We start from the raw sequence: 21,602 nt of genomic DNA on the forward strand, positions 1-21,602 counted from the left end.
GCTAGCGCGACGCGGTGATCGATTTCGGTCCACGTCCGACGGCAACGACTCCCGACTGGACTATTTCTCGAATTCCATAGGGGTCCAACATCTTGAGCAACGCATCGAGTTTCGACCTCGTACCCGTTGCTTCGACCGTGACCGCCTCGGGCGACACGTCGATAACCTTGGCGCGGAACAGGTTCACGGTCTCGATGACTTCGCTACGCACGCTCGAATCGGCTCGAACCTTGATCAGGACCAGTTCGCGGGCCACCGAAGAATCGTCGTCCTGCTCGACGATCTTGATGACGTTGATGAGCTTGTTCAGCTGCTTGGTCACCTGTTCCAGCGGGAACTCGTCGACAGTGACCACGATCGTCATCCGCGAGATCTCGGGGATCTCCGTCCCACCTACGGCGAGCGAGGAGATGTTGAATCCGCGTCGCGAGAACAATGCCGCGACTCGGGCGAGGACGCCTGGCTTGTCCTCGACGAGAACGCTGAGGGTGTGGCTCGTGCTCACTTGTCGGTGCCTTTCGCTTCGCCGTGCGCCTGCTCGCGTGCCATAGCTTCTTCGATCACGGCAGGCTCGGCGCCCGTTGCCTCGTCATCGTCGAACAATGGCCGAATTCCGCGGGCAGCCATGATCTCGTCGTTTCCGGTGCCTGCTGCGACCATCGGCCACACCTGCGCGTCGGCACCGACGATGAAGTCGATGACAACCGGACGGTCGTTGATCGCACGAGCCTGAGCGATGACGTCCTCGACATCCTCTTCTCGCTCGCACCGCAGTCCGACACACCCGAGCGCTTCGGCGAGCATGACGAAGTCCGGGATGCGCTTGGCGCCGTGCGTACCCAGGTTCGTGTTGGAGTACCGCTCCTCGTAGAACAAGGTCTGCCACTGTCGCACCATGCCCAGGTTGCCGTTGTTGATCACAGCAACCTTGATGGGGATACCTTCGACTGCGCAGGTAGCGAGTTCCTGATTGGTCATCTGGAAGCAGCCGTCACCGTCGATCGCCCACACCTCGGCGTCGGGTAATCCCATCTTGGCGCCCATCGCGGCGGGCACCGCGTAACCCATGGTTCCGAGTCCGCCCGAGTTCAGCCACGTGCGCGGCTTCTCGTACTTGATGAACTGGGCGGCCCACATCTGATGCTGGCCCACTCCCGCGCAGTAGATCGCATCCGGTCCGGCGATTCTACCGACCGAGGAGATCACGAATTCCGGCGACATCGCACCGTCGGTCGGACGGTCGTAGCTCAACGGGTAGGTGTTGCGGATGTCATCGAGATAGACCCACCAGTCCGCGAGATCGAGCGTCGTTCCGGTGGCTCGGTCCGCGCGGATGGCCTCGATGAGTTCGGTGATGACCTCTTTGCAGTCACCCACGATCGGGACGTCCGCGTAGCGGTTCTTACCGATCTCGGCCGGATCGATGTCGGCGTGGATGACCTTGGCATTGGTGGCGAACGTGGACAACTGCCCGGTGACGCGGTCGTCGAAGCGCGCGCCGAGAGTGATGAGTAGATCACTGCGCTGCAGCGCAGCGACCGCAGCGACTGTCCCGTGCATTCCGGGCATGCCGAGATTGAGCTGATGGCTGTCCGGGAACGCTCCCCTGGCCATGAGCGTCGTGACGACGGGTATCCCGGTCAGCTCGGCGAGCTCGAGCAGTTCGGCGGAGCTGTTGGACTTGATGACGCCGCCGCCGACGTAGAGGACCGGCTGCTTGGCATCGGCGATGAAGCGCGCCGCCTCGCGAACCTGCTTCCCGTGCGGCTTGGTGACCGGTCGGTAGCCGGGCAGACGCATCTCCGGCGGCCACGAGAAGGTGGTCTGCGCCTGGAGCACATCTTTCGGGATATCGACGAGCACAGCACCGGGACGCCCCGAGGCAGCGAGGTAGAACGCCTCGGCCATGATGCGCGGGATATCGGCGCCGTCGGTGATCAGGAAGTTGTGCTTGGTCACCGGCATCGTGATGCCCGAGATGTCGGCTTCCTGGAAACCATCGGTACCGATGAGCGATCGGGCGACCTGACCGGTGATCGCAACGATCGGAACCGAGTCCATCTGAGCGTCGGCGAGCGGAGTGACAAGGTTGGTCGCTCCAGGACCGGACGTCGCCATGCATACGCCGACACGGCCGGTGGCTTGCGCGTATCCGGTCGCGGCATGTCCGGCGCCTTGCTCATGGCGAACCAGAACGTGTCGAACCTTCTTCGAATCGAAGAGTGGGTCGTAGACGGGAAGTACTGCTCCTCCCGGAATGCCGAACACGGTGTCGACATCGAGTTCTTCGAGCGCTCGGACGACGGACTGTGCGCCGGTCACTTTCTCGGGCGCTACATGACGACGTGATCCGTCATTGGAGCCGGCCGTCGGCGTTTCGGACGTCGACGAGCTGTTGACTGTGCCCGACTTACGAGTCGTGGGCCCTGGGCGTGCGGTTGGTGCGCTCACTGCTGCTTCCTCAGGATTTTCGAGTTCTGGGCGATCTCTGGGCAAGAAAAAACCCCCGTCAGCAGTAGCTGTACGAGGGTGGCGCGTCGATGCGAGTTTGAACAACCGGCTCAGGCGTTGACGCGCCGGCCGATTACGAGTATCCAATTCCGCTTCACGTGCTCGACGGTAGGCGCGCGCATAGGGAAGAGTCAAACTCGTCACGACGCAATCCCATTATGTGAGATCGCGCAGTTGCAATGCGAGGATGAAGGGGTGTCATCCTCACAGCAGTCCGAACCACCGGACTCATCATCCCACACCCCCGATCCGTCTCCGCAGGTCATCCGACTCCCCAAGCTCGCGTTGGTGGGCGTTGTCCTTCTTCTGTTCGGCGTGTCGTTCCCGGCAGCGAGTTGGCCCGCCGTGTTCGGCTGGCTGTTCCTCGTTCCCGTGGCGGTCGCCATCTGGGTTCTCCGAGTCCGCACGACCGTCAGCGAGCAGGGCCTCGCAGTGCGTCGGATCGTGGGTTCGGAGTTCATCGAATGGGACCGAGTTCGAGGAATTCACTTCCCCGACCGTCGCTGGGCCCGCGTTGTCCTGACCGACAAGACCGAGAAGTCACTACCCCTCGTCCGGTTCGATCGACTACCCCAGTTGGCGGCCGCAAGCGGTGGACGAATCACCGACCCCTACGCCTCGGCCCGAGCCGACGCCGCGCAAGATGCCGAACATCCCGACGAGGCCCCGGAGATCGCTCCAGAGACAGACCCTTCCTAGCGCGGGAGTAATCTCGACGGCGCGATAATCCGCTCCGAGATTGAGGAATCGAAAGCATGCCCCCGCTACGGTCACGAGTAACCACTGTCGGACGCAACGCTGCGGGTGCGCGCTCGCTGTGGCGCGCAACAGGAATGACGGACTCCGACTTCGGCAAACCGATCGTGGCGATCGCCAATTCCTACACGCAGTTCGTGCCCGGCCACGTACATCTGAAGAACGTCGGTGAGATCGTCGCGGACGCCATCCGTGCCGCAGGCGGAGTGCCCCGCGAATTTCACACCATCGCCGTCGACGACGGAATCGCGATGGGTCACGGCGGCATGTTGTATTCGCTGCCGAGCCGCGAGATCATCGCCGATTCCGTCGAATACATGGCCAACGCGCACACCGCCGACGCACTCGTCTGCATCTCGAACTGCGACAAAATCACCCCGGGCATGCTCAATGCAGCCATGCGCCTCAACATTCCGGCAGTCTTCGTCTCCGGCGGGCCGATGGAGGCCGGCAAGGCCGTCGTCGTCGATGGCGTCGCACAGGCTCCGACGGACCTGATCACCGCCATCTCGGCATCGGCCAACGACGCCGTGTCCGAGGACGGACTCGACGAGATCGAGCGCAGCGCCTGCCCGACCTGTGGATCCTGCTCGGGGATGTTCACTGCCAATTCGATGAACTGCCTCACCGAGGCGCTCGGCCTCGCTCTGCCCGGAAACGGTTCGACGCTGGCCACGCACTCGGCGCGGCGCGCGCTGTTCACCCGTGCCGGAACCACCATCGTCGAAGCGGCACTCAAGTATTACCGCGACGAGGACTCCTCCGTTCTTCCCCGCAATATCGCCACTCCGGCGGCGTTCCGAAACGCGATGGCTCTCGACGTGGCGATGGGCGGATCGACCAACACCGTTCTGCATACGCTCGCTGCTGCGCAGGAAGGCGAGGTCGACTTCGATTTGGACACCATCGACGACATCAGCCGCAAGGTGCCTTGTCTGGCAACGGTCTCCCCCAACTCGGACTACCACATGGAGGACGTACACCGGGCGGGCGGAATTCCGGCGTTGCTCGGCGAACTGCGACGTGCAGGGCTTCTCGAAACCGAAGTATCCACCGTCCACACCAAGAGTTTCGAAGATTGGCTCGACACCTGGGACATTCGCTCCGGTGCAGCCTCGGACGAGGCGATCGAGCTGTTCCACGCCGCGCCGGGTGGAGTACGCACAGTCGAACCGTTCTCGACCGACAACCGATGGTATTCGCTCGATACCGACGCGGCCGGAGGATGTATTCGTGACAAGGAACACGCTTACACCGTCGAGGGCGGCCTGGTCGTTCTACGCGGAAATGTCGCACTCGACGGCGCAATCCTGAAAACCGCGGGGATCGAGGAAGAGCTGTTCACTTTCCAGGGCCCCGCGCTGGTCGTCGAGTCGCAGGAAGAGGCGGTCTCGGCGATCCTCCAGAAGAAGATCAAGGCAGGAGATGTCCTCGTCGTACGTTACGAAGGTCCCAAGGGCGGCCCGGGAATGCAGGAGATGCTGCACCCGACCGCATTCCTGAAGGGAGCCGGACTCGGCAAGGTCTGTGCATTGATCACCGACGGAAGATTTTCCGGCGGAACATCCGGCTTGTCCATCGGACACATCTCTCCAGAGGCAGCGGCCGGAGGCGTCATCGGTCTCGTTCAGGATGGGGACCAGGTACGCATCGACGTCGCCGCGCGCACACTGGAAATACTCGTCGGCGCAGAGGTTCTCGAAGAGCGACGAGAGAAAATGGATGCGTCCGAACGGCCTTGGCAGCCGGTGGACCGGCAACGAACGGTCACCACTGCATTGCGCGCCTACGCGGCCCTGGCCACTTCCGCAGACAAGGGCGCCGTTCGATACGTCCCCTGAGTACTGAAAAAACAGTGAAGGGCCCGGTTGCGCTCGATGCGCACCCGGGCCCTTCACTGTGGGAAGAGCTACTGGACCAGTGGATTGGCACCGTTCAAGAAAATCCACAGGCACACGCCGCCTGCGATGCCGAGTACGAGCGCGATGAACGAGCCGAAGCGCGGACGCGTTGCCCAGCCTCGACGACCGTCGAAAGCGATCTTGCCCGGGCCGGTCAAAATGATCGCCGCCGCTGCAACACCGAGCAAGGTTTCGTATTCCACGCCATCCGGCGCGAAGAATGCGAGGCCAGGCTCCGCAGCCTGCTTGAAGCACCACGCGTTGATGGCGACAGCGAGTACCGCAGCCCCGGCGAACGGCGTCGCCAAGCCCAGGATCAGTAGCGCACCACCGGCCGTCTCACCGACTGCACCGGCGATGGCCAACAGATTGGCCTGCTCGTAGCCGGAGTCCTCGAGAAGAGTGCGAAATCCGTCGAGACCCGGACCGTTCCACAGGCCGATGAGCTTCTGCAGCCCGTGGACCAGGAAAATTCCGCCTACCGCCAGCCTGAGTAGGAGCAACCCGAGATCTGTCGTTCCTCTTCGCGCGGGGATCTCGACGGTTTCGGTCCGAGTGATCGGCTCGGGGACGGGCGCGGCCACCTCGGCGGCTCCACGCCCACGAGTGTTGGCGGCTGGCGTTTCGATGAACTCCGTCGGCTGCTCCGAGTAGGAACCGGCGCCGTATCGCGAATCCGGGGCGATCGGCTCATCGTATTTGGACGGCTGAAACGACGGTATCTGCTCGGTCGGATACGACCCCGAGCCTCGCTCGCCGAAGTCCAGGTCCTCATCGGTACGCGGCATCCGATCCGATCCGCTGCGGTTCGAGCCACTGCGGTCCAATCCACTGCTACCGGGGCCAGCGGATGTCTCGGGCGGGGTCGGGGTCGACCGAGTCGTCGGCGTCAGCTGTTCGGTCGGTTGGTCGTACGGGCTCGGCGCCGGTTCGTAGCCGGTGTCGGTTGCGTCGGAGTCACGAGGCTTGTCGGTCACGCGCTCAACACTAGATCGCCGCGTCGCCGATCCAGGCTCATTCGACTCCGCGCGGCGGCACAATTGCGGCCGCCTGACGATGGACCCTTCGCTTTTGAGTACCCTTCAGACGATGAGGCCGACCCGAACTGCAGCAGCCATCCTCGCGGTGACGGCAGTGATCGTGACCGGATGTGCGCGGTTCGACGAGTCGGCCACGACACCCTTCAGCCCGGAACCGTCGTTCGGTGCCGCGGAGATAAACCCGGTGGATCCCGATGCACCCCCGACGTCGACTCAACCCGGCGGGCAGGCGCCGCCCGCGGGGCCTTGCGTGGACCCAGACCCCAACGTCGTCGCCACCTGTTTGGACTCGACCGGCGGTCTCGTGGTGTTGCCGGGCGGGATGTCCGCCTTGGTGGCCGAGCGTCGCACAGGACGCATCATGCAGGTGACTGCGGGGCAGTCTCCGATCCAGATCGCACAGATCGACGTCGACCCCCAAGGCGACGGAGGACTTCTCGATCTCGCCCTATCCCCTACCTACACCGAGGACGGGCTGATCTACGCCTACATCACTACCGATTCGGACAACCGCGTCGTACGAATCGCAGTCGGCGACACACCCAAGGCGGTCCTCACCGGCATTCCAAAAGGAAGCCAAGGCAATCGCGGTGCCCTCGACTTCTACAGCCCGAACCAACTGCTCGTCCTGACCGGAGACGCGGGAAACCCCTCTGCGGCAACGAATCCCGCGTCGTTGGCCGGGAAGCTTCTACGTGTCGAGTCCCTCACACCGTCGGCGACGCAGCCCGCGCCTCAGGTCGCGCTCAGCGGAATCGGAACAGCAGGAGACGTGTGCCTGGACCCGGCGGGCAGCATCTGGGTCACCGATCGCACAGCCGTCGAGGATCGACTACAGCGCATCGATCCGCTCGGTACGGTGATCTCGCCGGTCTGGACGTGGCCCGACCGCCCCGGCGTCGCGGGATGCGCGGCTGGACCCGGAACCGTAGCGGTGTCACTGACCACCGCCCGCGCGATGGCAGTACTCGCCACCGATCAGGACACCGGCTCGGTCACCGCGGCTCCGACACTGCTCGTTCAGGATCGATACGGCCAACTCAACGGCGCGGCACTTGCTCCGGACGGTCAGATCTGGGCCGGCACCGTCAACAAGAACGGCGACGCCCCCGGCCCCAACGACGATCGAGTAGTCAAGATTCCCATTCCGGCAGGCGGCGGCGGGTTCGACTAGCACTCTTCCTGTGCGCGCTGTTCAATGCGGCAGTCCACATCGAGGTGCGCGGGCATCGAGGACGTTCGCTTTCAACGGTAATCTGATCGCCATCCTGGGATCGTGATGCGAACCGTTCCGCGACCGTAATAATGGTCGGCAGGGCTATCCGTTCGCCTCGTACGTCCAGTCCAGCTGGCCGTTGACGATGCTCGGGCGCCACACTTCCGCGAATTTGCCGCCGGTGTCGAGAGCATCTGCTAGATCGGTGAGCATGGCGCTCAGGGAGATCCATTGCGGTCCACGATCGTAGGCACCCACTTTCTCGAACTCGCTCACACAGCCACGCAATGGCCCTGGTCTGGAATCGACAAAAAGAAAGTAGCCGTCGAGCCCCGCAAACGGAACGAACTCTGGTAACCAGGTGCCCGCCGGATCCCCCGCGTTGCTTCCGCCCTGTTCTGCCTCATCGACATCAACCGTACTGACGTACACGGTTCGAGATCGGCCGCGCCACCAGTTCGAGTTCAACGCGTCTCGAACGCCGGCTACCGACTCTGGACGCGGCGAAGGGGACCGCAGCGCTGTGACCGATATCCTGACTCGATGGCGAGAATGACATCGCTCGACAGGTGGGTGCATCGGCAGCTGACGGGCGAGCGGACACGGGCGAAGCCACCCGGTCGAATACTGCTCTTCATCGTGACGGCCGCCGTCGCGGTATGGGTCTGCGTCAAACGAAATTGGTGGCCGTCGCCGTTCGCCGCACACACCTGGGCCGACCCACTGCTGGCCCACCTAGTCGTACTTGTGGTTTTGGCCGTCACTGGGCTGGTGTGGGCGATCCGAACCCTCTACGTGCTCGGCCGCGACCGACGTTGGTCCTGGTGGATACTTCCTGCGCCCGTCGTCGTCTCTGCTGCCGTTGCGTTCGTGGCGTGGGGGCCAGGCACGACCTTCCTCGACAAGCGCAGCGAGTTCGAGGCAATCGCCGTCGACATCCGGGAGAACCCCGGCACGTCCCGCGATGAGTTCGAGATCGGTCCTTTCGATATCAGTCGCGCGCGAGGCGGCCCGTCGGGTGAGGTCTATTTCGTCGACAATTCGACCGTCTTTTTCAGCTTTACGAGCGGGTGGGTGTACTCACCTGATCATGAACCGGGCGGCCTGGGCGATGTCGATTTCTCTTCCACTCACCTCGACGGCCCTTGGTACCGATACGAATCGGTATACCGAGACTGATCTGCCGCATTCCGCAGTAGTGAGAAGGTACGAAGGGAATCGTCATAAGAAAGCCAGCTGCGCATCGTCGACAGGACTACGACCGGCGCTCGCCGCGCGGGTCGTCACCGCCGGCCGATGTCGAGCTGGGACCTGGAGGGCGGCAACGTGCTTCGGGCCGAGTTTTGCGACCGCCAGGCGTGTCAATTCATTCCGCACGCGAGATCTTTCTTGGTCGCGGGCACGCCAAATGCAGTGTCTCGCTCATTCCACGCCGACCCCCATGTACGCGATCCGGGCACCGGTGCCGCCGTTGTTCGATCAGTCAGCCGGTCGAGCAGTTGATCCATCCTGTCCATCAGACGGTCGGCGAGCTCGTTCAGCACACGATCGGTTACCGGAGTTACACCCACATCGGCGCTTTCACTCACACGGCGACAGCGTGGAGGCAGACACCGACACGTTTTCGCCGAACTCGCTGAGCACACAACCAGTGTCGCGGCCACTGCGATGCTCAGATCGATCGCTACGATCGGCGAATGCCGTTTGACGAGGGGTTGTCCGATTGACGAGTTTATTCTGCGGAACAAGCCGTCGGTTCAGACGAAGTCCTCGTCGATAGCCTGACCGCCAGCTCCTGGTGGCTGGCAGTCCCACTTTCCGAACACCCCGCCCATCGAAATTGTAGGGGTGGATCTGAGAACCGACATCTCAATCTCAAGGAATCTTTCGCTAGTCCGTGGGGGCATCCGCGGACTAGCATGTCCCCAGTATCTGATGAATGAGCACATGATTGAGGACAAGACCCCCTCCGAGATCGCGACAATAATTCGCAACAAAGAAGATATTGATCTCGATCGAATGCGCGACTACTTGACAACCGTCTACGGAACCGACCGCACGCCGTCATTAGGGCGGGGGCCTTCGATCGAAGCACGCAGCGTCGAACTCGACGACGTGACGGTCAAAGTTTTCGTCACGACCTCAGATCCATTCTTTCTGGGAACCTTCGACCGCGCAGCTGGTACACGAATGGTGACGGTTGCGGTCCACGCACGATTGAATGGCACCGGTGAAGAACGCCGAGGTCATCCACCCCCAGCAGTGGTCCTACCGGTCCGCGAACAGACCGCATGGACCCGCGCCGTCCTCGGAGACTTGGCTGACTACTCATACCGACTACTCAGCGACAGAGCGCAGTTACGGCCCCTCCCAGCACTCTTTCTCGTGTTCGCAGATATTGCCGCCCCACGGCTGGCCCCCAGCGACTTCCGGTGGCTTTTCCTCTGTGGAGGGCGCCGCGCCTACCCCGAGAAAGTCGTCCCTGAAAATCAGGAACTGCTCGCCCACCTCAGGCGACACGGTGACATCGTCAACTCCGACCTGGTAGCTCGCCCATTGGCGGCCGAGCCCTCGGTGTGGGCGCACGAGTTCATTTCCACACTGACATCCACTTTCGCCGATGAACTCGGACGGATGGGAAATAGCCGGTGGTTCACAATCGATGAAGTGGCCCTCCACGGCCTGTCACGAGTGACTGTTCGTTACACCTGGCATCTGGTAGCCGGTGACAAGGCATACGGCTTCGACATCGACCTCGCGGGAGTACGCGCCGAACAGCTCCGAAAGTTCGATGACGGCCGAGCGCAAAGACCTGCGCGCACCATCGGTGCCACACTGTTCAATCAACCCGTGTTCCGGTCACCGAAAGAGATCGACGGAGTTACCTGGGTGCAATTCGGTCGCAACCACGAGGGCTAGAACTGCAGACGCCGCCGCCTCATGGCTGGCGCAAGTACCCAGGAACGCGAGTCCGTTTGTGCAGGAGGTCTTTTGCGCTACCACTCTGCACCGTCCGGCAGAACTCGCATCGCCCGCCTGATGAACACCCAATGGGCCCCATCCCAGAAACGCTCGTTGTGGTGGCAGGTCCGACTGACCCAGCGCGACCGGATCGAATTAGTAAAGCCAGCACCGGGGTGAATGAGGGAGCTAAGCCACTGATCGATAAACAGAATCAGAATTCTTCATGCTCGGACTGCGAATAGCTGCCACGGTCGAGTGTCTGACGACGTTCCGGCGTTCAGGCAAAAGGGTCTGCAACCGGCATTGGGTTGAGGGTGTCACTATCCCATGTAACCCTTTGAGTCGGGTCCACCCGTAGTGCCTCCAGCGCAGGGTTGTCGACGAGCTTTTCGACGCACTCGTTCGACGCGCCCACGTAGGTGGTCATGAGGTCGATATCAGTTGCCACGCACCAGCTTCGGTCGTCCGGCCACCACAAGTGTGCGCTCATCCCGAACGGGAACTGCTTACCAGCGCCGAACTGGACGTCCGCGTGATCGATATCGCCCGAGAACAGAATCATGTCCCGGGCCGGCATCGGTAGGCGCGGATAGTTCGATGGCGCCTCGATGTGGCCGGAACCTTCCCAGTGCGCGAACCAACACTGCGAGGGTGTTCGCGTGAAATCGCGGAGAGTGTCCGCCAAGGCCCGTGCTGTATCCGCAGGCAGTGATCCTTGCTCAGGGGGACCGTCCCACAAACCTTCCTGTTCGGACATCTGCCAGCTTCCCACGATGGACCCCCATTCCATCGCAGGGTGCGCGACGCGGTGGTTCGCGCGGGCCACCGTTCTCCAGTGCACGGGGTAGCCGTCCAACGTGCTGGCGGGGTGGAAGATACGGGCATACGCCGAGAAGACTGGCGGTACCAGCGCTGCAACAGTGTGATTGAAGCCAGGCGTGTTCTCGATGATCCAGGTTGCTGCGCCGATGTCGGTAGCGCGTCGGAGCCCGCGCTCGTCCCAGTCTTGACTGTCTGTTGTTGCCGGATCCCACGTCATGGCATCACTACATCATCTATGCCGAGTCGGCGGGACGTACACCCCTGAAGGCATGGCTATTTGTGCACCTGAACGGAGAAATGCCACTGTGATTGGCGGATACGCAGTCTTCGAAAGTGCACCATTCCCGAGCTAAGGTTTCGTTCATGAACTAACTCGCGGACCACCGGACGCGACGGATTTCGTTGTGCAAGAACCGCGCGCACGTATCGATTGCTGCGGCGGTTGCCGCTGCCATCGCGACGCTCACCGGATGCACAGCCGCTGACGGTTCGAACGGGACGGACATGTCGATATCGACGCCCATGCTGACGGCCACGACGGATCCTGAGCCCGTCGAGTCGACGGACACCAACGTTGCTGACCCCAGTACTGATGTGCGCGCGGTCGATCCGGCCTCGCTGTCCGCTGACGGATACGGAATAGCGTGGGTGTCGCCGTCGGGCAACATCTGGTGCCGCATCTCCGAAGGAACCTATGGTTCCGGATGCCAAGCCCGCGATGCACCTGTTCCGGACGGAGCGAACTGCGTCAATCCCACCTTCACCGTCGAACAGTTGAGCAAGGGCTTCTTCCTGCATCCGGACAGCGTGGAGCCATCGTGCTTCAACCAGGGTGTATTCACGACCGAACACCCGACAGTCTTGGAGTACGGCCAGTCCGTCACTACCGGTGGATACACCTGTGTGTCCCGCCGGAGCGGCATGGGATGCACCACCGACAACGGTCACGGCTTCGAACTGTCCACCGAATCAGCACCCTGGTACTGACCGCTAGCAATCGGTGTACATCAGCTCGGTAACGACGGCACGACCGCCGAGCACCTCAGAACCTGGCCCGCATGATCGCCGACGCCGCCCACGTCGATGGCTTCAGGAGGGTTCTCGGGGGTGTACATCGTGAGGTGACTGGTCGAGCTTCGGAGGATCCGAGGCGAGGAGGGTCGCGATCAGCGGGAGCACCAACACTGTAATCGCGCCTGCAGCAACGAGTATCGAGGCACTGGCCGTGGACATCTCCCCCGCGTCGACCGCTACACCGGTGACCGCGACGATGAGTGGCAGGCCGGTCGTCGCGTAGAGCGCGACGCGGAACTGCTCACGGGTGGTGAAATTCTCCTGTCGATCCAACCTGGTTGCGATGAAAACCGGAACACCCCGAATCAGGACGAGAAGAGCCAGAAACGCAAGGAGAATGCCAGGTTCCGCGAGCACCGCACCGATGTCGATCGACATTCCCGAGGTCACGAAAAAGACCGGGATGAGGAACCCGAATGCCAAGCCCTCGAGTTTGGTTTCGAGCTGCTCGTCGCCGCTCGGTACGACCCGGCGCAGAATGAACCCGGCGGCGAAGGCACCGAGGATGATGTCGAGCCCGAAGATCGTCGCGATGGCGGTCAACGTGATGAGCAGCAGCATCGTAAGGCGGACCGTCGTCTGTGCGGTGGTGCCGGCGCCTCGCCGAATCACCGCCAGTAGATCGGAACCTTCACGGAGCAATCGCGCAGGGATGAAGCCGACAGCAACGGCTGCAGCGACGAACAGCGCGAGAATCAGGATCGACTTCAGGTCACCGCGCGAACCGAGCAGAACGGCCATCGCGATCACCGGACCGAGCTCGCCGATCGCGCCGTGATTGATCACGGTGCGTCCAAGCGGTGTGTTCTGAAGACCACCGTCCTTGAGGATCGGCAGTAATGTCCCGAGCGCCGTCGAGGTCAATGCGATGGCCACCGCTATTTCCGCGGTAGCCATACCCGTTTGTCCAAGCAGAAATACCGCCCCGAATGCTGCGGCGAGGCTGAACAACCACGTAACCAGCGCTCGACGGCCCCCTCGCCCCGTAATTTCCGAGATATCGATCTCGAAACCTGCGAGAAGAAACAACATGCCAAGGCCGAGCTCGCGAAGCAAGTCCACTTCGGTGCCGTCGACGGCGAGGCCGAAAACGTTCGGGCCCACCAGCATTCCGAACACCAACAGTAAAACGACTTCCGGCAGTAATCGCCGCGGCACGAACCCTGCGGCGAGCGGCGCGAGCACCGCGATCAGTGAGATCCAGAAGAGCGATGCACCCGCCGACGGCATGGGCCGACTCTAACTCAGCTGCAGGCTTGAAGTACCAGTTCCTTCACCCGAGCCGCATCGGCCTGGCCCCGAGTCGCTTTCATCACAGCGCCCACGATCGCACCAGCAGCCTGCACCTTGCCGCTGCGAATTTTGTCAGCGACACCGGGATTCGCTGCCAGAGCCTCGTCCACCGCTGCCTGAAGCTTCCCCTCGTCCTTCTCCATGACGAGGCCGCGGGCAGCCATGACTTCCGCAGGCTCACCTTCACCGGCCAGAACACCGTCGACGATCTGACGAGCACCGTTATTGTTGACCTTGCCGTCTTCGACCAGCGCGGCAACCTCGGCGACCTGAACGGGTGTGATCGCGAGTGCCCCCAATTCGATGCCGGCGATGTTGGCCTGTTGACTCAAGTAAGAGACCCACCACGAACGCGCGGCCTGCGGCGGTGCACCGGCGTCGACGGTCGCAGCCACGAGTTCGAGTGCGTCGGAATTGACGAGGTCCCGCATCTCTTCGTCGGAGACGCCCCAGTCGGCCTGGATCCTCGCACGGCGCAACCACGGCAACTCCGGAAGCGTGCCGCGCAGTTCCTCGACCCACGCAGCATCCGGCGCGACGGGCGCCAAGTCGGGCTCGGGGAAGTACCGGTAGTCCTCGGCGGTCTCCTTCTTGCGCCCCTTGGTCGTTGTGCCATCCACTTCCTGGAAGTGACGTGTTTCCTGGGTGATCTCGCCACCAGCTACCAGCACGGCGGCTTGACGCCGCATCTCGTAACGGACGGCGACCTCGACGCTCTTGAGGGAGTTGACGTTCTTGGTCTCGGTGCGGGTGCCGAACTCGGTTGCCGTCTTCTCCATGAGCGATACGTTTGCGTCGCACCGGAGCGAGCCCTGATCCATCCGGACGTCGGACACCTCGAGCGACTTCAGCAGATCGCGCAGCGCGGTCACGTACGCGCGAGCGACCTCTGGCGCGCGGGCACCGGTGCCGGTGATGGTCTTGGTGACGATCTCGACCAGCGGAACTCCGGCGCGGTTGTAGTCGAGCAGCGAGTGACTCGCCCCTTCGATCCGGCCGGTGGCGCCGCCGACGTGAGTGGACTTTCCGGTGTCCTCTTCCATATGGGCACGCTCGATCTCGACGCGGAAGGTACTGCCGTCGTCGAGCAACACGTCGAGATAGCCCTCGGTCGCAATCGGCTCGTCGTACTGGGAGATCTGGTAGTTCTTGGGCTGATCCGGGTAAAAGTAGTTCTTACGCGCGAATCTTCCCCACGGCGTGATCGAGCAGTTCAAGGCCAGCCCGATGCGAATCGCTGATTCCACGGCCGCCTCGTTCACGACGGGCAACGCCCCTGGAAGACTCAGGCACACAGGACACACCTGAGTGTTCGGCTCGGCGCCGAACGCCGTCGGGCATCCGCAGAACATCTTGGTGGCTGTGCCCAACTCGACGTGGACCTCCATACCCAGTACGGGGTCGAAACGGGTCAGCACGTCGTCGTAATCGATCAGATCGACCATGGCAGCAGTCATGGACAGGAGTTTATGCGCTCGGAACATTGCGCGAGTAACCACGGGTGCCCATCGAGATCGGACAGTGAGGTATGAACAAGAACAGACGGCGCTCTAGCCGAAGAACGCCGCTGCATCGATGTACCGACTCTCGGGCACTCGCTTGAGTTGCTTGACCGCCTCGGCAAGCGATACGAGACCGATTTCTGTGCCTCTCGCGGAGACCATCTGGCCGAAATCACCTGCATGAGCAGCGTCTACTGCATTGACCCCGAATCTTGTCGCCAGCACCCGGTCGTATGGAGTGGGGGTGCCGCCGCGCTGCACGTGACCTAGAACAGTAGTACGCACTTCCTTGTTGATCCGACGCTCGATCTCCTGGCCCAGTTGGTGGGCAACTCCGGTGAACCTGACGTGTCCGAACTCGTCGATGCCGCCGTCGAGCAACGACATCGATCCTTCTTTCGGCTTGGCGCCCTCGGCGACGACGCAGATGAAATGCGAATCACCGCGCTGAAAGCGTTTACGAACCAAATCGCAGACCTCGTCGACATCGAACGGATGCTCGGGTATGAGCGTCATGTGCGCGCCCGACGCCATCCCCGAGTGCAGGGCGATCCACCCAGCGTGACGGCCCATCACTTCCACGAGCATGACCCGCTGATGCGACTCCGCGGTGCTGTGCAGGCGGTCGATGGCGTCGGTGGCGATCGTCAGCGCGGTGTCGAACCCGAATGTGACATCGGTGCAGTCGATGTCGTTGTCGATGGTCTTCGGCACCCCGACGACGGGTACGCCTTCCTCCGACAACCAGTGTGCGGCAGTCAAAGTGCCCTCCCCGCCGATCGGGATGAGAACATCGATTCCGTTGTCCTCGAGCGTTTCCTTGATTCTGTCGAGCCCGGCCCGAAGCACATCAGGATTGGTACGCGCCGTTCCGAGCATCGTGCCGCCCTTGGTCAGCAGCCGATCGTTCCGGTCGTCGTTGCGGAGTTGGACGCGCCGGTTCTCGAGCAGGCCGCGCCATCCGTCTTGAAATCCCACGACTGTCGATCCGTAGCGCGCATCTGCGGTGCGCACCACTGCTCTGATCACCGCATTGAGACCTGGGCAATCACCACCGCCGGTCAGAACTCCGATGCGCATAGCATTCTCGCCTCTCCTCGAATCCATACCGTCCACCGTAATCTTGCCGGTTCGTTTCCGCTTCGGCAGCACGATGGGCAACATCAGCCGGGTGTGACGACTCCAGTTTCGTAGGCGAGCACGACTGCTTGGGCTCGATCGCGCAAATGAAGCTTGCCGAGAACTTTGCCGACGTGAGTCTTGACGGTCTGCTCCGCCACGAAAAGCGATTCGGCAATTTCGACATTGGACAGGCCCTGCGCGATCAGTTCGAGGACCTCGCGTTCACGAGGTGTGAGGACGGCCAACTTCGCCGGCTGCGACCGCAGCGAACCACGCCTCTTGGTCACGTCCGCGATGAGCCGCCTCGTCACCGACGGCGCCAACAGAGCCTGACCGGCCGCGACGACGCGAACGCCGCGAATCAATTCCTCGGCAGGCGCATCCTTGAGCATGAATCCGCTCGCACCGATAGTTAGTGCCTCGTACACGTACTCGTCGATATCGAACGTCGTCAACATCAAGACACGCACCGGTGGGTGGTGCGAGCCGCGCAGGATCGCCCGGGCGGCCTCCAGTCCGTTCATCTGCGGCATCCGCACATCCATCAATACGACGTCGGGTCTCAGACGTTCGACTTCGGTCACCGCAGTAGCGCCGTTGTCTGCGTCGCCGACGACGCTGATGTCGGACTGCGCGGCTAGAAGTGCGCCGAATCCTTGCCGAACCATGGCCTGATCGTCGGCGATGAAAACGGTGATGGCCACAGGCGACACCCTATGCCGACCTGTCTGCCGCTGGGGCGGTGACGCGTGGCGGCAACCGCGCGACTACCTCGAATCCGCCGTCGGGGAGAATTCTTGCATCCAACCACCCCGAGGCAGCCATCGCGCGATCGCGCATACCGCGCACACCATGTCCGCCGGTGCCCGATTCGATCACCGCAGGTCCTATGCCAGGTGCAGGTCCGTTGACGACCTCCATCGATACCGGATCCTGGTCGTAGGCAATCCGCACTCGAACTTCCGCCCCAGGGGCATGCCTGGCCACATTGGCCAGCGATTCCTGCACGATGCGGTACAGCGCAAGACCTGCGGCATCCGACATGACCGCCGGGTCTCCGGTCGATGTCCAGCGCAATCGGACCCCTGCGCGGAGGCTGCCTTCCAGCAGTGATTCGACGTCGGCCGCTCCGGGTTGCGGCGCATCCGCCGCTTGTTCCCCATCGCTTCGAAGTACCCCGAGCATTCCGCGTATTTCGTTGAGCGCCTCGCGTGCAGTGGCGCCGATCGCATCGAATTCCGCTGCGGCCGAGGGTGATACATCGTCGAGACGAAAGGGTGCGGTCTGGGCTTGCACAACGACCAGTGACATGTGGTGGGCAACCACGTCGTGTAAGTCGCGTGCGATCTTGGCTTTCTCTTCCAGTACTGTCCGCCGTGTCCGCTCGAGATCATTTACTTCCTCTTGCTTCGCCAGTTGCCGACGCGAGAGGATCAGCCAGCGGATCAGCAGGCCGAAGATGGTGATCGCCGTCAGGCCCACCGCCCAGCCGATCCCGTCGGATCCGGGCATGTCGGCAACGAACAGCAACACGGTCGACATCCAGGCGACCGCCACGATCGGCACTGCACATCGCAGGCTCACCGCGAACAGGAGAGTCAGCAAAACGATGATGTGCACGACCTGCCAGGGATACTCCCATCCCGGCTGCAGCGAAAACGCAACCGGGATGATCAATCCAGAGCCTGCCGAAACAGCCCATCCCAGTGCTGGATTCGTGCGGACCACGACAAACGGAAACGCAGCGAGCGCCGCGACGATCGGCATGATCGGGGCCGGAACCAGATGGGTGAGAGCGAGCGTCGGCCACGCCACCGCATAGAGAACGGCAGTGATCACCACGATCGCGATATCCACCAGCCGAATCGGACCGATATGGGAAACGACGCGCGCAACGGCGCCCGTCCGTGCGCCGTTCGTCCGGCGCGTTCTGAAGAGTATTTTTCTGCCCACAGGTGTGAACACTAAGAACCCTGACCCGAAAAGTCATCGTACTGAGGAGTGAGAAAGCACCAACCCCTAGGTATCAGCGCAACGTCGACGCTCATGTGTCGGTGTCGGGCAGAACCAGCACCGCAGGGCGACGACGCCTGGCACGACCCGTTCATAGCGTCCTCACCATGAAGCAAACGGCCGGGACGCCCAGCGAAACAAGACGAACGAACCACCTGGTTACGGTGGCGGCAGTGTGCGCAGCACTGGCTGCGAGCGTGGCGTTCTCGGTCCCGGCGGCGAGTGCCGACGCTCCATCCGGATCGACGGTTGGCACCGAAACCACGATTGCCATCGAGGCACTGACCATGCACGACGCAGCCGACGCGGCATCGAAAGTGCCGCCCGACTTCGTCGGCGACTTCGGTTACTCCCCTACCATCGAACATGACTTGCTGGTGAATCCCGGTGGGAGCTGCTCTTCGCCGATACCGCTGCCCGATGAGTTCGAATCTGCCTGTGCAGCGCATGATCTCGGCTACGATCTGCTACGACACGGCGCGATTCACGGCAACAGGCTTCCCGCTTCTGCCCGACGAAGCCTCGATTCGATGCTCGCAGCAGATATGCATGCCGCGTGTGCACAGCGAACCGAGATTTTCTCTCGTGCAGTGTGCGACGGCATGGCCGAGGTTGCCGCATCCTCGGTTCGTTTGAACTCATGGCGTCAGCACGACGGGCCACCCATTCCGGAACCTGCACTACCGTTCCTGCTTGCCGGCGCTGTCGTTACCGCACTGTCGGCCGCGGCGCTGGGTGCCTTGTCGCTCTATCCTTCTCGTCGCGCCTGCCAGACGGTGTCATCATGACCACGTCCGTCCGCCTGCGCCCCACTGCTGCACTTCGGACTGCTCCCGAGCCCCGACTCGCTGTTCCTCGCGTCACGACGTCGCTGATCGTCGGAGGAATGGTGGCTGCATCGCTTGCCCCGGGACTTCTGCCCAGGTTGCCGCTGACACAAGCACTGGTCACTGGAGTCCTGGCGGCCCTCGGCCTCGGACTGTCGGCCGGACTGCACCGATTTCTCCGCCGACTCGTGCCGATCGCCCCGCAGTGCGGAGCCCGAGCTGTGTCGGCTGCGGCAAGTGTTGTCTCGGTAGCTGTCGCAGGAGCTGTCGACGCGAGATGGCAGAGTTCCCTGCGCTCGTCCATGGGCATGCCTGCAGCAAGCCGGTTGCATTGGATCGAAGTACTGTGCGGTTCGGTCTCCGTCTCGGCGATTCTGATCGTGCTCTTTCTCGCGACCACTCGCGGATACCTACGCCTGGGAAGAGTGAAAACGATTGTCGTGCTGACAGTCTTTCTGCTCTGCTCCTACTTCATCGCGGTACCGATGGCCTTCTCCAGCCTTGCCGAACGGTCCGTTGTAGCGAATTCGCTCGTCGGGACTTCCCTGCCGATTCCGCAGTCGTCTACTCGGTCCGGCAGTGCCGCATCGCTGATCACCTGGAACGATCTAGGCCGTGAAGGCCGCATTTTCGCCGCGGGCGGAACCGATCTTTCGACCGTACGCGCCTACATCGGAGTCCAAGCGTCGACCGACGTCGAAGCAGGCGCCGAGTTGGCAGTACGCGAACTCGACCGCGCAGGTGGATTCGACCGCTCGCACATCGTCGTCGCTGTACCGACCGGTTCCGGGTGGATCGACGAGAATGCCGTCACCGGACTAGAAACACGGTTCGACGGTGATGTCGCCACCGTTGCGGCCCAGTATTCATATGAACCCAGTTGGTCCACTTTCCTTTTCGCACAACCGCTGGCCGAGGCGTCCGCGACGGCATTGCTCGAGGCGGTATCGCGCCGTATCGGCGAGGTACCGCTCGACGCGCGGCCGAACCTCTATCTCTACGGCCAAAGCCTCGGGGCAATCGGAGGCAGTTCGGCCGCAGCCGTACTCGAGGGAACTACTACGCCGACCACACTGTGTGGAGCACTGTGGGCAGGCCCACCTGCCCATGAGGTTATCCCCGGAAACGCGAAAATGATGGCGAACACATCCGACCCGGTCATCTGGTGGTCCACCGCGCTCGTCGGATCGAAACCAGATCTGAGCTTCGCCCGTCGCGACGCGCCGATACCGCGATGGATACCGGTCGTCAGCTTCGTCCAGACGACAGTGGACCTGTTCTCCGCACTCGGCGTCCCTGCTGGGCACGGCCACCGATACGGCACCGACCAGGGAACCTCGATGCCCGGATGCTAAGAGGTCAGCCCCATACGTGCTGCGAGCCAGTCCATTTCCGCTTCCAAAGCTGGTGCCCACACGTCCATCGAGTGCCCACCGGGAAGCTCGCGAAGATGTGCGTCGACTCCGGCTACCTTCGCTGCGGCGAAAGCACGTTCGGTCTGCGGTCGAAATTCGGTATCCCCGATGCCCACCACGAAGGCCCCTGCGCTGGAGCCGAAACAACGCTCGTCGAGAACCGTCAGCGGCGCCACGGAATCGAAGCGTCGCACCGATTCCTCACTGTTGTCGCCGAAAGCGGCCGCGATCGACTCCTCTCGCGTCCCTCGCCGCGGTTCGTCCTCACCCGAGATGTCGAGAAACGTCGGATACACGGCCGGTGCGAGGACCGCGGTCTGCAACGCGCAGGTTCCACCGTAGGAGTAACCGCCAATCGCCCAATCTCGCGGATCGGATGCCACCTGAAGATGTCCACGCACCCACGTCGGCAGGTCGACGGACAGGTAGGTGAAGGCGTTCCCGAGATCGGAATCCATGCACATGGGGTTCGCCTCGGTGTCACCGAGAGCGTCCGCGACCACCACGACCGGGGCGAGTCCGTTGTGGGCGGCGGCAAACGTATCCATCGTGCGCGCGAGGTGGCCGCCGGCCAGCCAGTCGACTACGTGTCCCGGCTGGCCGGTCAGCAAGACCAGGACAGGCAGATCGGCACGGGGGTCCGACAAGTAAGCGGGAGGGAAGTAGATCGACGCTGGGCGTGCAAAGAAACCCGATGCGGTGCCGGGAATATCTGCTTCGATGACATTGCCATGATCGGGCAGGGGGTCGGACCGTCGCCACGCAATGGACTGTTGCCACGCATCCTCGAGTGGTCGGCTCTCGACCACGGCGGATGCCGGCTTCTCCAGCGCGGACAAGTCAGCCGCGACTACCGGTGGATGGCCCAGCGCCGCCGCCAGTGTGGGGTACTCCGCGGTGCGCACGTTCCATTGAGATGCAGTGGCCACGACGACGAGGACTGCGGCAGCGAGTCCGGCCGCACCGATCGCAGTATTTCCGGTGCGAACGAAACCGCTCCCTCCGCGACCGAGGCGAACCCACAGCACGACCGCCACCACCATCACGGCCGTTATCGCCGCGACCGTCGCGATCGAGACGAACTGACCCTCGATAGGTAGATGAACCACGTCGTGCGCGAAACCACGCGGCCAAGACCCCATGATC

At 62.7% G+C, this 21,602-nt stretch carries 19 protein-coding genes; 8 read left to right on the forward strand and 11 right to left on the reverse strand.

All coding sequences use genetic code 11. From position 1 onward, the window contains the following. Window position 1 precedes the first annotated feature (1 nt). Together ilvN and E5720_RS02455 are read right to left on the reverse strand one after the other, a co-directional pair. Complete coding sequence (ilvN, locus tag E5720_RS02450; protein WP_084348552.1) at window positions 2-505, reverse strand: acetolactate synthase small subunit; 504 nt, start codon at window positions 503-505, stop codon at window positions 2-4. Beyond that, on the reverse strand, window positions 502-2,451 hold the full coding sequence (locus tag E5720_RS02455; protein WP_136169332.1) for an acetolactate synthase large subunit: 1,950 nt from the start codon (window positions 2,449-2,451) through the stop codon (window positions 502-504). Before E5720_RS02455 ends, ilvN begins: the two co-directional genes overlap by 4 nt. Window positions 2,452-2,706: 255 nt before the next feature. Here E5720_RS02455 and E5720_RS02460 point away from each other — a divergent pair, with 255 nt between their 5' ends. Together E5720_RS02460 and ilvD are read left to right on the forward strand one after the other, a co-directional pair. Next, entirely contained in the window at window positions 2,707-3,210 is a 504-nt protein-coding gene (locus tag E5720_RS02460; RefSeq protein ID WP_186626805.1) for a PH domain-containing protein, read from the forward strand. A 56-nt stretch (window positions 3,211-3,266) separates the two neighbouring features. Continuing rightward, the gene (ilvD, locus tag E5720_RS02465; protein ID WP_136169333.1) at window positions 3,267-5,108 is read left to right on the forward strand and encodes a dihydroxy-acid dehydratase; all 1,842 of its coding nucleotides are present in this window, start codon (window positions 3,267-3,269) and stop codon (window positions 5,106-5,108) included. 68 nt (window positions 5,109-5,176) lie between these two features. Here the strand turns inward: ilvD and E5720_RS02470 are convergent, their stop codons facing one another. Beyond that, complete coding sequence (locus E5720_RS02470; protein ID WP_136169334.1) at window positions 5,177-6,145, reverse strand: DoxX family protein; 969 nt, start codon at window positions 6,143-6,145, stop codon at window positions 5,177-5,179. 112 nt (window positions 6,146-6,257) lie between these two features. Between E5720_RS02470 and E5720_RS02475 the strand changes: the two genes are divergently transcribed. Further along, on the forward strand, window positions 6,258-7,382 hold the full coding sequence (locus E5720_RS02475) for a PQQ-dependent sugar dehydrogenase (RefSeq protein ID WP_136169335.1): 1,125 nt from the start codon (window positions 6,258-6,260) through the stop codon (window positions 7,380-7,382). Window positions 7,383-7,526: 144 nt separating this feature from the next. On the opposite strand, the gene E5720_RS21925 is transcribed toward E5720_RS02475, so the two are convergent. Continuing rightward, entirely contained in the window at window positions 7,527-7,700 is a 174-nt protein-coding gene (locus tag E5720_RS21925; RefSeq protein ID WP_247596137.1) for a hypothetical protein, read from the reverse strand. 267 nt (window positions 7,701-7,967) lie between these two features. On the opposite strand from E5720_RS21925, the gene E5720_RS02485 reads away from it, so the two are divergent. Together E5720_RS02485 and E5720_RS02490 are read left to right on the forward strand one after the other, a co-directional pair. Then, on the forward strand, window positions 7,968-8,603 hold the full coding sequence (locus E5720_RS02485; protein ID WP_136169336.1) for a DUF1109 domain-containing protein: 636 nt from the start codon (window positions 7,968-7,970) through the stop codon (window positions 8,601-8,603). A 768-nt stretch (window positions 8,604-9,371) separates the two neighbouring features. Then, complete coding sequence (locus tag E5720_RS02490; RefSeq protein WP_136169337.1) at window positions 9,372-10,343, forward strand: hypothetical protein; 972 nt, start codon at window positions 9,372-9,374, stop codon at window positions 10,341-10,343. A gap of 322 nt (window positions 10,344-10,665) precedes the next feature. Here E5720_RS02490 and E5720_RS02495 read toward each other — a convergent pair whose 3' ends face one another. Then, window positions 10,666-11,427 carry a hypothetical protein gene (locus tag E5720_RS02495; protein ID WP_168708267.1) on the reverse strand — a complete coding sequence of 254 codons (762 nt, stop codon included), beginning with the start codon at window positions 11,425-11,427 and terminating at the stop codon, window positions 10,666-10,668. A gap of 185 nt (window positions 11,428-11,612) precedes the next feature. Here E5720_RS02495 and E5720_RS02500 point away from each other — a divergent pair, with 185 nt between their 5' ends. After that, window positions 11,613-12,197 carry a DUF6636 domain-containing protein gene (locus tag E5720_RS02500; RefSeq protein WP_247596138.1) on the forward strand — a complete coding sequence of 195 codons (585 nt, stop codon included), beginning with the start codon at window positions 11,613-11,615 and terminating at the stop codon, window positions 12,195-12,197. A 102-nt stretch (window positions 12,198-12,299) separates the two neighbouring features. Here the strand turns inward: E5720_RS02500 and E5720_RS02505 are convergent, their stop codons facing one another. The 5 genes from E5720_RS02505 to E5720_RS02525 form a co-directional block, all read right to left on the reverse strand. Next, complete coding sequence (locus E5720_RS02505) at window positions 12,300-13,514, reverse strand: cation:proton antiporter (RefSeq protein ID WP_136169338.1); 1,215 nt, start codon at window positions 13,512-13,514, stop codon at window positions 12,300-12,302. Window positions 13,515-13,528: 14 nt separating this feature from the next. Continuing rightward, the gene (gene gatB / locus E5720_RS02510; RefSeq protein WP_136169339.1) at window positions 13,529-15,034 is read right to left on the reverse strand and encodes an Asp-tRNA(Asn)/Glu-tRNA(Gln) amidotransferase subunit GatB; all 1,506 of its coding nucleotides are present in this window, start codon (window positions 15,032-15,034) and stop codon (window positions 13,529-13,531) included. Window positions 15,035-15,127: 93 nt separating this feature from the next. Beyond that, on the reverse strand, window positions 15,128-16,159 hold the full coding sequence (locus E5720_RS02515) for an ATP-dependent 6-phosphofructokinase (protein WP_136172389.1): 1,032 nt from the start codon (window positions 16,157-16,159) through the stop codon (window positions 15,128-15,130). Window positions 16,160-16,242: 83 nt separating this feature from the next. Beyond that, window positions 16,243-16,905, reverse strand: a complete 663-nt coding sequence (locus E5720_RS02520; protein WP_136169340.1) for a response regulator transcription factor — start codon at window positions 16,903-16,905, stop codon at window positions 16,243-16,245. A gap of 10 nt (window positions 16,906-16,915) precedes the next feature. Then, complete coding sequence (locus E5720_RS02525; RefSeq protein WP_247596279.1) at window positions 16,916-18,076, reverse strand: sensor histidine kinase; 1,161 nt, start codon at window positions 18,074-18,076, stop codon at window positions 16,916-16,918. 245 nt (window positions 18,077-18,321) lie between these two features. Here E5720_RS02525 and E5720_RS02530 point away from each other — a divergent pair, with 245 nt between their 5' ends. Next, the gene (locus E5720_RS02530; protein WP_136169341.1) at window positions 18,322-19,002 is read left to right on the forward strand and encodes a phospholipase A2; all 681 of its coding nucleotides are present in this window, start codon (window positions 18,322-18,324) and stop codon (window positions 19,000-19,002) included. Further along, entirely contained in the window at window positions 18,999-20,396 is a 1,398-nt protein-coding gene (locus tag E5720_RS02535; protein ID WP_168708268.1) for an alpha/beta-hydrolase family protein, read from the forward strand. The genes E5720_RS02530 and E5720_RS02535 overlap by 4 nt, the downstream gene beginning before the upstream one ends. Here E5720_RS02535 and E5720_RS02540 read toward each other — a convergent pair. Then, window positions 20,393-21,598: an alpha/beta hydrolase-fold protein gene (locus E5720_RS02540; protein WP_247596139.1), complete on the reverse strand. Its 1,206-nt coding sequence runs from the start codon at window positions 21,596-21,598 to the stop codon at window positions 20,393-20,395. The two genes, E5720_RS02535 and E5720_RS02540, sit on opposite strands and share 4 nt — an antisense overlap. Window positions 21,599-21,602 lie beyond the last annotated feature (4 nt).

It is taken from the genome of Rhodococcus sp. PAMC28707, assembly GCF_004795915.1.
GTDB lineage: Bacteria > Actinomycetota > Actinomycetes > Mycobacteriales > Mycobacteriaceae > Rhodococcoides.

What these genes read in the sequence shown, in the direction of transcription:
- E5720_RS02505 (WP_136169338.1), bottom strand. Translation starts at nt 13,514, where the DNA reads ATGCCGTCGGCGGGTGCATCGCTCTTCTGGATCTCACTGATCGCGGTG.
- E5720_RS02490 (WP_136169337.1), top strand. Translation starts at nt 9,372, where the DNA reads ATGATTGAGGACAAGACCCCCTCCGAGATCGCGACAATAATTCGCAAC.
- E5720_RS02475 (WP_136169335.1), top strand. Translation starts at nt 6,258, where the DNA reads ATGAGGCCGACCCGAACTGCAGCAGCCATCCTCGCGGTGACGGCAGTG.
- E5720_RS02485 (WP_136169336.1), top strand. Translation starts at nt 7,968, where the DNA reads ATGGCGAGAATGACATCGCTCGACAGGTGGGTGCATCGGCAGCTGACG.
- E5720_RS02540 (WP_247596139.1), bottom strand. Translation starts at nt 21,598, where the DNA reads ATGGGGTCTTGGCCGCGTGGTTTCGCGCACGACGTGGTTCATCTACCT.
- E5720_RS02515 (WP_136172389.1), bottom strand. Translation starts at nt 16,159, where the DNA reads ATGCGCATCGGAGTTCTGACCGGCGGTGGTGATTGCCCAGGTCTCAAT.
- E5720_RS02535 (WP_168708268.1), top strand. Translation starts at nt 18,999, where the DNA reads ATGACCACGTCCGTCCGCCTGCGCCCCACTGCTGCACTTCGGACTGCT.
- ilvD (WP_136169333.1), top strand. Translation starts at nt 3,267, where the DNA reads ATGCCCCCGCTACGGTCACGAGTAACCACTGTCGGACGCAACGCTGCG.
- E5720_RS02530 (WP_136169341.1), top strand. Translation starts at nt 18,322, where the DNA reads ATGAAGCAAACGGCCGGGACGCCCAGCGAAACAAGACGAACGAACCAC.
- gatB (WP_136169339.1), bottom strand. Translation starts at nt 15,034, where the DNA reads ATGACTGCTGCCATGGTCGATCTGATCGATTACGACGACGTGCTGACC.
- E5720_RS02495 (WP_168708267.1), bottom strand. Translation starts at nt 11,427, where the DNA reads ATGACGTGGGATCCGGCAACAACAGACAGTCAAGACTGGGACGAGCGC.